The sequence below is a fragment of the Arenibacter amylolyticus genome (assembly GCF_002150785.1).
Classification (GTDB): domain Bacteria; phylum Bacteroidota; class Bacteroidia; order Flavobacteriales; family Flavobacteriaceae; genus Arenibacter; species Arenibacter amylolyticus.
Map to the genome: position 1 here is coordinate 18462 of NZ_MTAZ01000009.1, position 13537 is coordinate 31998.

The following is a 13537-nucleotide window of genomic DNA, read 5'->3' on the forward strand; positions in this document are numbered from 1 at the left end:
GAAGGTTGTTGTTACTTGTGGTCTTATATGTTATTAATACTGTTCTTCATCACTGGGGAAGTCCTTGGTCTTTACATCCTCTACATATTGTGAAATGGCATTGCCCATTTCTTCATATAGATTAAGATACCTACGTAAAAACCTTGGATTAAACTCCTGGGTGATTCCCAATAGATCGTGTACCACCAGTACTTGTCCGTCTACCCCGTTACCAGCTCCGATACCAATTACGGGGATAGAAACACTTTCTGCTACCTCTTTTGCTAGTGCAGCGGGAATTTTTTCTAGTACTATAGCGAAACAGCCTGCCTTTTCCAGCATTTTGGCGTCGTTCTTCAATTTTTGGGCTTCGTCTTGCTCCTTAGCACGCACCGTATAGGTACCAAACTTATAAATGGATTGTGGGGTAAGCCCTAAATGTCCCATTACAGGTACGCCTGCGTTTAAGATGCGTTTAATAGAATCCTTTATTTCTTGTCCGCCCTCCACCTTTACAGCATGGGCGCCACTTTCTTTCATGATTCGAATAGCAGAACGAAGTGCTTCTTTGGGATCACTTTGATAACTTCCAAAAGGAAGGTCCACTACAACCAGTGCCCTATTTACCGCTCGTATGACGGAGGAGGCATGGTAGATCATTTGATCTAAGGTTATAGGGAGAGTTGTCTCATGACCCGCCATTACATTACTGGCAGAGTCGCCCACTAAGATTACATCCACATTGGCGGTGTCTACAATTTTCGCCATGGAATAATCATAAGCCGTCAGCATGGATATTTTCTCCCCGTTTTGTTTCATATCAACGAGCGATTTTACAGTCACTCTTTTGTACTCTTTTTTGGCAACAGACATGGTATTTATTTTTAGAGCGATAAAAGTAAGGAGATTTGTTCTAAAACTTGGTGGAAATCCACGGACTTGTGATTAAATCCTACAATTTTGGGGATATTGGAAGAAGTTTTGCTGATTTTTAGAATAAAAAGGGATAATTACCACATGGAGCTAAGGATGCGATATGCTGCTTTTGCTCCTTATGTTCCAATTTCTGATGTTATTATAATTGAAGTACAAATATCTGTTTTTTTGGAACTCCTTCCTTATTGGGTATACTTCTGTTGAATGCAAGTGTTTTTCCATCGTGGGACCATACTGGATTGGATAGGGGAAAGGAAGACGGATGGGTAAGTACTTGGCCCTCCTTGGCACCCACTCGTAGATGAACCAATGCATTTTGCCAAATGTATACCAAGCTTTTCTCTTTGGGATGCCATCTAATGCCCCCTGTCACATCGGTAGGGTGAAAGGTTTGTTGAGTGGGCGTTCCGCCCAAAGGAGAGATGGTAAAGACCTGTTTCGCACCCTGTTGGTCTCTCGCTATAAAAGCTAACATACTGCCGTCAAAGGACGAACGGACAATGCCCTCGCAGCCAGGAAATTTACTTTCGGTAGTAAAGCTTAATCTTCTCTGTTGGGTACCCTTGGGAGGAGATGGCATGGTAGTGGCGGTTCCCTCTAAAGGGGTATTGGAGGGGAGGCTAATGTCTTCTGGTATATCTACCACAAAAACTTCATCTACCTCCTCACCGTTTTTATTTTTTACTGTACCTATAAAAGCTCTTGCACGCTGTAGATGACCTTCATTATTTTTATATCCGGCATTTCCTATCCAACTATCTCCGGCGGCCCTACTAATCTCGTCGCTTCCAGGAACAGGTTGGGGTACAACCTTTACTACCAAAACGCTAAACCATTCCCCGGAGAAATCTTCTTCGGGAATGGATGGGGTAACCAAAACGGGGGAGCTCTTTTTAGACACTCCAATGGTTCTAAGGTTATAGGGAATCCCGGTTTCATCCTCCATTTTTTTAAGGAGGGCATCGTTATAGGTGAATCCAATCCACCCTCCATCCCCACTAAATTCGTGTCGGTGGGTACCACCTCGCAAGGCCCCTGGAGTGAAAGGAGGGGAGCTGTCCCTAGCATCCATAAAGACAGGTTTATTTGGGGCGTTGTCACGTACAATCACCCCTGTTCTTCGCCACTGTTCATAGGGGCGTTCTGGACTGCAATTGTTTAAGCCATGGATAAAGATAACTTGGTTCTCGGTATGACTATAGCTGGCGGCACCAACCCCTGGCCCGTAGGGAGTTTGCTCTTTTGTTTGATATAGGATTTTCTTTTCTCCGGTTTTTACGTGTACCTTTTCTATTATTCCATTGGCCCCGATGCCTCCCTCTTCTGTTCGGGTATCGTAGACCAGCCATTGGTCATCCGGAGAGAAGTTATCATTATTGTCCAAATCGTGATTATAGGAGAAATCATGGGTGAGTTGAATTTCCTTTTTATACGAATTGTGGTTGCAACCGCTCATACACATGGTTATTACTATTAAGCGTAAAAGTATCCTTTTTTCAGATTGTTTGTTCATAGAACGGAAGATGGAAAAGCTGGCCGCTTTATCGGGTAATAACTTAGGTCTAGGTAATCTTTTTGATTACTAAGTTGATAAGCATGGTGCCGATGCGAGCTCTATGTTATTTATGGATTTAATGAAATTGAATTCCCTATCTATTGCCAGCTAAGCTCCACCCTCGTTTTCAGTACGTTTTTTATCAAATTGGAACTCGCCCGTGCTTGCTGATTTTTATTCGCTACTCGTTCCTTGCTTCTCCATTGGTGCGCTAATTACGCCAAGATATCTTCCCATCCAATAGGGGAGGAGCCATATATCCCCTGCGGAATATTCCTGATTGCCATCTCCTCCAACCCGATCTAGGCGGAACATATTGGCATTATGACGTTGAACGGGTCTTTCATCTGGGGGTAAGACCTCGGCGATGGTCTGCCTTCTGAAATTAGGTTCTATATGGGTGATGTCTTTTCGATGACTGTTCATAATATCCCAAGTTACTAGGTCCATGGGATGTTTCCTTAGGTACCAGGCAGCTTCTTCCAGGTCAAATTCCTGGGTGCCGGTTAAGGCGGTCATAATATTCCATGCCCCTTCTTTTTCGGGTCTTTCAATTTCCCAATGATCTATGATAGCCTCCTTGTATTTCGCTTTTAGGGAATCGTTTAAGGCATATCTATAGAGTCCCCAATAGCCCACGTAGTACATTTCGTCGTCGGAGTGGTTCCAAGATTCGGAGAGCATATTGCTCCAATCGTCTCCTTCTTCGCCTGCGACTCCTATTTCTTTCATCGGGCGCATTAGGTTTTCCAAATAGCCATGATTGTCCATTAAATCCATTGCCTTTTCCTTATATTTTTCCTTCCCCGTAAAGTGGTAGGCGGTTTGAAGCATCCCAATAATATTAGAAGAATTCAATTTGCGATCGCCCACGGTTTTAGGATGGCCATTCACATATTCTGGGTTCCATCGCCCCCAAGTGGTTGGTTTTCCATCGAAATCTACCAAATACAAATCGTTCTTTACTATATGGCTCATTAGGGTATCTATTAATACAATGGCGCGGTCTTTTAAATCGTTGTCCATCAGTTCGGCCATAACCCCATAGGCAAAGATGTGCCCTATGGCTTCGTCACTACTGGTAGTGGCTTTCCAATCCCATTCCGGATCATCGGTGTGCTGCCATCTTTCCGGATCTCCCAAGCGTTCTATATAACCACTTCGCTCAAAGGAGCGCGAAGGGAAGCCAGGTACGGGGTTAATATAGAAAAGACGTTCCATGGCCTCCATAGATTCCCTGCAGTTTTGTAGCGCATCTTTAGACTTTGTAACGGCATAGCGAAATACTTCACCAGCCAAATACATGGTAGTCCATAATCCGTCGTTATCGGAATCTGAGAGTCGGCCAGAATCTATATTCCCATTGTCTAAATCGACCAACGTAGAATTAAACCCTAGTCGGATATGCCTATGACGCACTTGTTTGTCATAGTACTGTGCTTTGTCATAAAGGGTCATTTCCTCAAAAACGATTTGTCCCAATCCGGCATCGGTAAGAATTAGTATAGATCCATCATGGGCTTTTGATATGTGATGAACCAAGTTACCAGGCAACCACCTTTTCCCGTAGTAGTATTTAAACTTACCGTTGTCTTTTAGCTTAAAGGCTCCTTTGGTAGAGCCAAACCAAAGGGTTCCATCAATATTTTCTATATAGGTGATTTCGGTCCAAGGGAGCTTCTTATGGGTTTCCCCAATTTGCTCACCTGTTTCTAAGGAAGCCTCCAGATACCCATCTAAAGTGCCAATGATTAATTTTGATTCCCATAGGGCCAAAGAGGTGAAATTAGCACCTTCGATAAGGGTGGTTAGGTTTTTATCCTCGGGTTTGAAAACGGTTACCGATTTTTCCCCTAGGATATAAAAGATGCCTGTTTCATCATCGAATTTAATTTGAAGGACCTTATCATTGGGCAATGCCCCTTTCCAGTCATTGTTTTCTTTTGTTAGATATTGTAAAGCCTTTCCATCGCTGATTAAAAAACCAAAATCTTTCCCTGCGGCTATAATATTCGCCTTGGGCAATTGGTGCATAAGGTAAAGGGTCCCTGCCCATGCATTGCTCAACACCGCCCTATCGTCCAAATAAATGAACTGATCTTGATAGAGGGTGATCGCTGTTATGTTTTTGTCGGTCAAGGGTCTATAGGTCTTGTCGGGCATTAGTATGCCAGGGTAGAGAAACTGACCATCATGGGTGCGAAGTATCCCTTCAGAAGAAGCAATCTGAATGAGGTTATTTCTGTCCATATGGGCAGAAAAAAGGGTGAGATCATCTAGATTTGCATGGTATTTTACACTGTAATCTTGCCTATAAGGCACATCTTTATACACGGGCAGGGAGGCAGAAGAATTATTTTGCTGGGGCGCCTCGTTACAGGAAAGACTCAACAACAGCAGCCAAGCGGTAATAGGAAAAAACGTTCTCATGTCAATATTGGTTTTGGTCGGTTACAAGCGTCCCTATTTTAATCTGTATTTTAAGACAGCGATTTATGTGGGGACCCTACTATTACAAATAAACCTGATTTTAGCATGGCATACCTCGTATATGTTACGGGATTTGCATTAAATATTGACTTCCTGAGTGAAAATTGGGAATCCTACGGAGTTTTCCTGTTAGGATAATTGATATTCTGAGGTAGCAGCTAGTAGTGTTTGTAAGTGCAAAACGAATAGGGGAAAGTCCACAACAACCTACATGGGTTTGGACCTTTTTATGCGCTATTAGTTGATAAATCTACTAACAGCAACCTATATATAAATAAAAATACCCAGAACCACCGCTATAAAGCAAGTTCCGGGTATTTCCCTATCAACCAATAAACACTAATCACATACTTCTTAAATCGATTTTAAATAGGCTTCTAGGTCTAGCTTGTCTTGAGCACTCAGCTCCAATCCAAAGTGGTTATCGTAATGGGTTATTACCTCGTTTAAGGTGGCAAATCTCCCATCGTGATAGAAACCTCCCTTCATACGGGCAAAAAGTCCTCTTAAGGGTGTGGTTCTATACATGCCTGTGGGGGATCTTTTGGCTTCAAAGTCGTCTATCCCTATTTCCGCGGCGGTGTGTAAATTATACCCCGCGTCGGTAAACATAGGAGCTATATGGCAGGTTGCACAAAGGGCGCTACCGTTAAACAAGGATTTGCCTCGTTCTGCAGCTGCCACATCATAGCTTCCTTCGGGGGGAGTGGGGGCGGTTAATGATAATTGATAGGCTTGCAATCCTGGTAATTTGGAGGTGATGAGGTCTGGATCATTAGTAATATTCCCAAAATTGTTTTCTGCTGCAATAGGAAACTGGTTGGCATCGTTTAAACGCGCATCGGTAAAGCTACCCTGTCCGTGCATTTCCAAATTTGCTACAAAGGCATTCCAATACACCATATCTCCCCAGCCGGTATAGGTCGCTAAATTAACGCCTTGTAATCCATAGGCAGCAGGTAATAAATTAGCCGCAATGCTTCCATCTGGTTTAAGAGCAATACCATCTACCATTAAGCCAGCATTAAATTTTCCGGGCCCCCAACCTGTTAGTACCGCCTCAACCGTGGGTTCGTCCACATGGAGTAGATCGGCCAGGAACTTTTTGTTGTCGGTTAGGTTTACAATTGCGCCAACGTTTAAATCCCTATTGGGGTACCCATCCAGTCTTCTCCCTATGCCTTCTGAAAAGGAATTATCTACCGTAGAGTGACACAGTGCACAATTAATCCCAATCGCCGTCATATTCCCCTCCTCATTAAAGGATCCTTTTATCCCCACCACGGCATTCATTTTTAACAATGCAACTGTAGTCGCAGGATCGTTGAGGTCTACTTCCCCCGCCAGGATGGCCGCTGCTACCTCGGGAGGAATGGCCTCGGAATCTACTTTTAAGCCTACTGTTAGGGCAGTGGCCGGACTCACCCCGCTACCGTAGCCGCCTAATTCCTCGCCCAAAATAGCTTTGTCTAAATGTAGGACGTCACTCCAAAAGGCCTCGTCCCCAAAGGTGTCGTACCTAAAAGTTTCTTTTCCTTCCGCAACAAGTACTGGATCTAAATGCAAGGTAAGGGTGTCTGTTACAGTTTCTATAATGGTATCGTTTACTATTTCTGTAATGGTTTCGGTGATTGTCCTGGTTTTGGTACAACTATAGACAAATATCATGCTTCCAACGAGCAAGATTCCGACAAATTTTATTGGATTAGCTACTTTCATAGTTCTTCTGTTGTTAATGATTATTATTCAATCTGTTTATCCCCATCAAATTAAAATATTGGGCCTGGGGGAATAACCCTTTTGCGATAAGGATTCCTTGGGGGTTACATTCACAGGAAGACTATGTTAAGAACCAACCTAAATTGCTTTAAATTGGTTCTTAATCTCCCTATAAACACCAACTAATTAAGAGCTAATCTTAATAGTTCCCTTCATCACCTTGTGCAGGCTACAGAAATATTCCTCGTCCTGGGTGATGATTTTACTCCAAGTTTCATCCTTACCAAATGGTTTGGAGGTCCACTTTCCATTTTTTTCATCGGTCACGTCGTGTAGAATAAAGTCTTTGTTAACCCATATTACTTTGTCTCCTTTATGTACCGTAAGATGCTGGGGTATAAACTTCATTTTTTCAATGGTGACCGTATGTACTTGAGGTTCGTTGGCAATTGGGGCCTTTATTCCAATACCTCCTAGCAACAAGAGGAAGGCAATTGTAAGCATGCTAAATAAATAGATAGTAGGTTTCATTTTTTTGACGCCATTTTCTTTTGTAACATTTCTGCATGTCCTAGGTGGACTTCCAAGGCGGGAACTACATTTGATAATAGCTCCTTTAGTTCCCCATTTTGAGACTGTGGTATCAATAGCGTATTTACCGCGCCAATTACCTGTTTGTGATATGCAACCTCGTTTTCCACATAGAACTTGTCGAAATTCTTATTAGTAAGCTTTTTCAACTTTGCCTTGGTTTCCGCAGCCTGGTCTAGCAGGGACTTACTAACCGCATTGTCCTTGGGAACCACTTTTAATTTTGTAACCAAAGCCACTGCCTGATTAATCACTGCGGTGTGGTCTTCTACCATTCGGCTAGCAAAATCCAAAACCTCTTTATTTTTAGATTTATTCATGGCAATTTTGGCGAAATCAATATCAATTTGATTGGCTACCACCGCAACCGAGGCAATTTCAGGATCGGTAAGTTGGGGTGATGTTTGGGCGTACATAGGGATGGCTATCATAAACATGGAGAAGACACCTAATACGCTGAGGTAATTTGTTATCGTTTTCATCTTGTTGTATTTATTTGTTTCCCATTGGATGTAAATAGGGAGGAAAGGTTACAAACCAACACATGAACGCTTTAAAATTTATTTAATGTGTTGATTGTAAGATGAATGTAAAACTGACTTTCTAATTAAAGGGCCTAAGAAGAAGATAGCCTTTCCAGATAAATTCCAGTTTTAGTAGGCACCTAAATTGCATTGCTTTTCCTTTTATATTTTTTTAGGAATGGGTAAGGAAAGAGGTTGAGGGAAGTTAATAAGTACAGAAATGTTTGGTGTCAGGAAATCTTAAATTTAATAAGAAGATTAGAATGGGTTTTAGCGATTCAATTTCGTAACTTGTTATGGGTTAAGTATCAATGTGTTATTAATCCTTATTCTATCAAATAGCGCGTAGGTTTCTGTTTATTTTGTAACCTTTTCTATTGTATTGCATCCAACCTTAAAATAGTAGCTATGAACATCTGCAAACCCTTAAGAAAATTAAACCAAGCTCCCTATGCCACTTTACCAGATTGGGTAGTGGTCCAAAAAGTATTGGATGGTGAGACCGAATTGTTTGAAATATTGTTGAGAAGGCATAACCAATTATTGTTTAGAACGATAAGAAGTTATCTGGATAGACCTTCGGACATAGATGATATAATGCAGGATACCTACATAAATGCATTCCAGAAATTATATCAGTTTAAAAATGATGCCCTCTTTTCTACTTGGTTGGTTCGGATCGGAATTAATGAGGCGTTACAGCGGAAAAGGAAATCTAAAAGAAATAAAACCGTAGCCATCAACAATGAAAAAGGAGTTATTCAAATTGCTGATACGTCTATTATGAATCCAGAAAGAAAAACAATGTACTCAGAGTCTGTGCTAGTGGTGGAAAAGGCAATAGACCAATTACCGGAAAAGTACAAGGTTGTTTATATGTTGAAAGAAGTCCAGGATATGGATATTGTTGAAATATCAAAAAGCCTAGACCTCACTACCAGCAATGTAAAGGTGCGGTTGCATAGGGCTAGGAAGATGATTCAAGAGTACATCCTTAAATTCTCCAATGCTAAAAATGCATTCGAGTTTGGCAATGCCAAATGTGATTTGTTGGTACAAAGGGTAATGGATAGGATTAAAGAACTATAGTAGAATTTATTGTATGCTATTCACCAATGTTTAAGTAGTGGTTATTTTAATGGCGCATAATTAAAGTTAATTTCGGTTTACAAACTTATATTTGTGGAAGAGAATAAACTAAGGGCGCTTTTACTTTAAAATCTCCGTGTATAGGGTGGTTTTAATGTTAAAATTGGGAGCCTTTAGGGTTGAGTTAAAAAAATAAAGTTCCCTATGACCTTGGATTACTTAAAAACGTCCCTATTTAAAGCCTTACAATATTTTAGTATCTATGCCTCCATTGCGTTGCTTTTTTTGTGGCTAGTCAGTGGTTTGGAACTTTTTATATATAAGGGAAGTCACTTTTTGCCATTAGATTACTTTAGTTTGCTTAAGTCCAGTATATTCATCGATACCGTATTTTGGGCGCAATGGATTTTCATTCTTTTCCTGGTCTTTTTACCAATTTTTCTACTGCATCAAAAAACTGCCAAGATATTCTTAGGGGGGGTATGGATGCTTTTCTTTATTATTCATCTAAGCTTAATAAATTATTTTAATACCTCCCTGGTTCTGTTGGGTGCCGATCTTTTTGGGTATTCCCTTCAAGACATTAAACAGACGGTAGGGGCCTCTGGAGGGGTATCCTTAATTGCTTTATTGGGCCTGCTCCTTATCTTGGGGCTCTTTTTATGGGCACTATTCTTAGTACCTAAAAAATGGAAAGCACCCAAGGCTTTTGCCATTGCCTTGCCCTTGGTATCGCTCCTAGTATATACCTCGGGAATTAGCAGTAGAGTGGCCGAACCGCAACTGGGTTCGGATTTTGCCAATAACCTGGTAATCAATAAAACGCAACACTTTTTTAAGGAAGCTGCCAATTATTTTTTTGATCCTGGATTTGAGGTAGATATTTATGCCGATAATTATTTGGGCGGACCAGGAAGTAAGCATATGAGCGATGTAAAAATGGTGGACTATGTAGATGATGCTTATCCTTTTCTTCATGCTAAACCTGATAGCGATGTCTTGTCCCCATTCTTTAGCCCTAAGTTGAAGGCTCCTAATATTGTTATTTTAATAGTAGAAGGCTTGGGCAGGGCATTTACCAATGAAGGTGCTTATTTGGGTAATTTTACGCCTTATTTAGACTCTTTATCCCAAAATAGTCTCTATTGGAAAAACTTTTTAAGCAATGGAGGAAGAACCTTTGCGGTGCTGCCTTCTATTATAGGATCACTGCCTTTTGCAGAGAACGGATTTTTAGCATTGGAAAACGCAATGCCGAAGGAAAACTCCCTTATAAGTCTACTAAAGAATCATGGGTACCAAACTTCCTTTTACTATGGTGGCGATGCTAGTTTTGATGGAATGAAGGGTTACCTAAATAAAAATGGCATTGATTATATCTTTGATGAAGAAACTTTTCCCAGTTCCTATAAGAAACTCCCTGCCAATAATAATTTTAGCTGGGGATATGGCGATGGCGAATTATATCGCTATTACTTAAACAGTCAGCAGGCCGATTCCCTGGCAAAACCCAAGCTTAACATCTTACTTACCAATACTACCCATAGTCCGTTTGTATTATACGACGAGGAGTATTACGGGAAGAAATTTGAGCAACGTTTGGAGGCCCTCGGTTTTGATACTGAAAAAAAGGAGGACTACAAAGCGTATGCAAAGCAATATGCTACGGTTCTTTACGCAGATGATGCCATAAAATACTTTATGGAAGCGTATAGGCAACGGGAAGACTATGAGAATACCATTTTCCTAATTACTGGCGACCACCGATTGCCAGAGATACCTCTAAGCACTAAAATAGACCGTTATCACGTTCCCTTGTTAATTTATTCTCCCTTATTGAGCAGAACGGCAGAAATGGCATCGGTGTCTAGTCATTTTGATATTGCACCTAGCTTACTTAATTATTTGGGAAATAATCATCAAGTACCATTACCGGATTATGTAAGTTTTATGGGGCAAGGCTTGGATACGGTGAGGAAGTTTAGAAGCGTACAACAAATCCCGTTGATGCAGACCAAGACCGATCTGGTCGATTTTGTTATGGGAGACTTTCATTTAAATGGTAATAATCTATACCAATTAAATGATAACCTAGGCGAGGTGTTAGTAGAAAACCCTGAAAAACAGCGGGAATTGCAAGCCGCTTTTTCTGCCTTTAAAAGACGGAACATAAAACTAACGGAAAAAGCGCCCTTGGTGCCCGATAGTTCTTATACCAAGTACAATGGTAATTATTAATCCTGCGATACCAATTCCATTTCTTTTTCCAAAATCTGGCTAATTAATGGATTATAAAAATTCCAAAAGAAACTACCACGCTCTAAAGGGTTACGGTCATCATAGAAGAATCCTTTAAAAAATCCGACTCCCTTAAAGTAGGAACTGTTAAACCTTATGGGATTGTCACTAAAGTCGCCCGAAAAGTAAAAAAAGCGATAGTCGTCTCCCAAATGGCGGGTAACTGCCGGGAAGGATTCGGGTATTTGGTACTTGGCCAATTCCTCTTTACCAGCGGGTAAAAGGCCTAATTTAAACGATGCATCTACGGTATTAACCTCTAAATTAGGTATCATTACATCAAACCAAAAGGGGTATTTGGTTTTTGCTGGTAAAAGCCACTTCTCTTGTGCCTCTGGAGTAGCATAAATAAAGGGCAACGCATTATCCACATGGGTGCCTTCCTCTAAAATAATCACCTGGTCGTTATCGTTCACCAAAGCCAAACCGGCACGAGTAAAGGGCCAAGATCCATTATGGGATTTTTTGTAATTTTCTATAAGCCACTTAGGGATTTCTAAATTTTTGGTAGGATCCAAATTATCAAAATAACGGCCCGTCCAACCGGTCCATTTTAGATGGAATAATTCTTCAAATTTCTTTCGATTTTCGGCGCGGGTAGGGGATCCAATAGTATTAAACTCGGTAATGATGAGCTTGTTACGTTCTTTCATGTACTCCAAAAAGATAAGGTCTTCGTTACTTAAGCCCCCATAAAGCATACCCGATTGTGCATTTACATCTCCCTCCCGGTACCATTCATTGTTGTAAATACCATAGGTGTCGGTGAAATAAGCCATATCGGCATCCGCACTTAGTTTTTTCAACTGATCTGTAGTAAATCTTTCTAAACCTTTTAATTGAAACTCATCATCCTTTAAGGGGAAGAATCCAAAATAATCTTTACTGATTTTATAAGGATCTTTGGAGGTTTTGGTGTATCTGTTGTGATTTAATATCCACCCTAGGGAAATATGTTCTTGACCTTCTGTAGTTAAAACAGTCTTATCTACCAACGCAATAACCAGCTTTTTTTTAGGGGTAAAAAGCCAGGACATCCACATAACAAGCGGGATACCGATGATACAAACTAGTATAAGACCAAAAATCTTCTTTGCCATAATTAAAATCGTTTGCTATATCCAACACCTATGGAGAGTTGGTTCCCTCTGGTTTCCGCCCTGTATTCTTGATTCTCTAAAGAGGCCTGAATACTAAATTCATGGGTGTCCCAGAGTAGTTTCTTATACCCTAAGGACATATTTACAGATTTTAGTTTGTAGCTATTGTCTGGATCAAAGGCAACGTTGTTTGCATTGTCGTCCGGAGAGATGCCGGTGCCTATTTTAAAACTAAGATAGTCGTCCGCTCCGCCTAAATAATATCTGGTGGTTAGGGAGTAAGAATGAGAAATTGAATTTGAGGAGGGCGTTAAATAGGTTCGCAAATTAAACCAATAATTCTTATAGTACTTACCAACACCTAAGGTGTAAACCCATGTATTACTGGAAAAAGACAGGAAGCGAAATCCGGCATCTGCTTCAAAGGCGGCAGGAAGATTAGCATAAAGGGAAAAGCCTGCTCGGTAACGTGGAAAGATGCCCTTGTTTTCCGAAATTCCACCACTTACATAGGCGTAAAAAAGATCCGAGATTCTAGGGTAGGCATCCAGCTCAAACTGGGCGCCATTGGTAGTAAACCTATTGGCATAATTAAAACGGGCGGTTAAAGAACCCAAGCCCGTTTGTCTGCCATAACTAACACTGGCTAAATGCCAGGGGTCATTAAAACGCTTATCAAAATAAACAAAGTCGTAACTAAGGCCAATACTGTTTTTAGCAGCGGAACTGTTTACGCTTCCCAATAAACTTCTTGCTTCTGTAAATTCTGGATTGTTTTTTAGTAACTGGTCTATAACAATTCGCGATTCGTTAAATCGTTTTAAGTCCTTTAAAATTTTCGCTTTTAACAGTCCCAAACTTTGCGAGTTAGGATGCTTTTCCAGCCCGGAATTGACCACAACTAAACTTTTCTCGGAATTGGAGTTCCAGTACTCAAGGTTGCCGTAGGCTAGGGAAGCTCCTTCGTGGCCTGCTTCTTTTTGGAGTACTTCCTTAAAAACCATTCTAGCTTGTTGTAGACTATCGGTGTAGGTGTACAGTCTGCCAAGGAAGACGCTTACTTCCAAGTAATCGGGGCTTTTAGCCAATGCCTTCTTTAACAGGGCAATTGCTTTAGGGTAGTTGTCCTCATCAAAAGCCGCGGTCCTAGCCAAACTATACAATTCATCCGTGGATGCCTCTGTTTGTGCAGCCATAGGCAAGACGTTGATCGCTAGAAGTAGAAGGAGAAGTAGTTTTATTTTTTGTTTGTACAT

The 13537-nt window shown here is 41.0% G+C and carries 10 protein-coding genes; 2 read left to right on the forward strand and 8 right to left on the reverse strand.

The genetic code is table 11. From position 1 onward, the window contains the following. Positions 1-33: 33 nt before the first annotated feature. From panB to BV214_RS05505, 6 genes are all read right to left on the reverse strand, one after another. Positions 34-852, reverse strand: coding sequence for a 3-methyl-2-oxobutanoate hydroxymethyltransferase (gene panB, locus BV214_RS05480; RefSeq protein ID WP_086476493.1), 819 nt, complete (start codon positions 850-852; stop codon positions 34-36). A gap of 202 nt (positions 853-1054) precedes the next feature. Beyond that, positions 1055-2371, reverse strand: a complete 1317-nt coding sequence (locus BV214_RS05485; protein WP_086476494.1) for a DUF3748 domain-containing protein — start codon at positions 2369-2371, stop codon at positions 1055-1057. A gap of 273 nt (positions 2372-2644) precedes the next feature. Continuing rightward, positions 2645-4900, reverse strand: coding sequence for a ligand-binding sensor domain-containing protein (locus BV214_RS05490; RefSeq protein WP_217868634.1), 2256 nt, complete (start codon positions 4898-4900; stop codon positions 2645-2647). 414 nt (positions 4901-5314) lie between these two features. Next, on the reverse strand, positions 5315-6679 hold the full coding sequence (locus tag BV214_RS05495) for a hypothetical protein (protein WP_140157724.1): 1365 nt from the start codon (positions 6677-6679) through the stop codon (positions 5315-5317). 186 nt (positions 6680-6865) lie between these two features. After that, the gene (locus BV214_RS05500; protein WP_140157725.1) at positions 6866-7210 is read right to left on the reverse strand and encodes a plastocyanin/azurin family copper-binding protein; all 345 of its coding nucleotides are present in this window, start codon (positions 7208-7210) and stop codon (positions 6866-6868) included. Beyond that, positions 7207-7752: a DUF4142 domain-containing protein gene (locus BV214_RS05505; protein WP_086476495.1), complete on the reverse strand. Its 546-nt coding sequence runs from the start codon at positions 7750-7752 to the stop codon at positions 7207-7209. The genes BV214_RS05500 and BV214_RS05505 overlap by 4 nt, the downstream gene beginning before the upstream one ends. A 450-nt stretch (positions 7753-8202) precedes the next feature. Between BV214_RS05505 and BV214_RS05510 the strand changes: the two genes are divergently transcribed. Next, positions 8203-8883: an RNA polymerase sigma factor gene (locus tag BV214_RS05510; RefSeq protein ID WP_086476496.1), complete on the forward strand. Its 681-nt coding sequence runs from the start codon at positions 8203-8205 to the stop codon at positions 8881-8883. Positions 8884-9087: 204 nt separating this feature from the next. After that, the gene (locus BV214_RS05515; protein ID WP_086476497.1) at positions 9088-11121 is read left to right on the forward strand and encodes an LTA synthase family protein; all 2034 of its coding nucleotides are present in this window, start codon (positions 9088-9090) and stop codon (positions 11119-11121) included. On the opposite strand, the gene BV214_RS05520 is transcribed toward BV214_RS05515, so the two are convergent. Then, on the reverse strand, positions 11118-12281 hold the full coding sequence (locus tag BV214_RS05520; protein WP_086476498.1) for a hypothetical protein: 1164 nt from the start codon (positions 12279-12281) through the stop codon (positions 11118-11120). The genes BV214_RS05515 and BV214_RS05520 overlap by 4 nt on opposite strands. 2 nt (positions 12282-12283) lie before the next feature. Beyond that, a complete protein-coding gene (locus tag BV214_RS05525; protein ID WP_086476499.1) occupies positions 12284-13537 on the reverse strand; it encodes a YaiO family outer membrane beta-barrel protein in 1254 nt (417 codons plus the stop codon).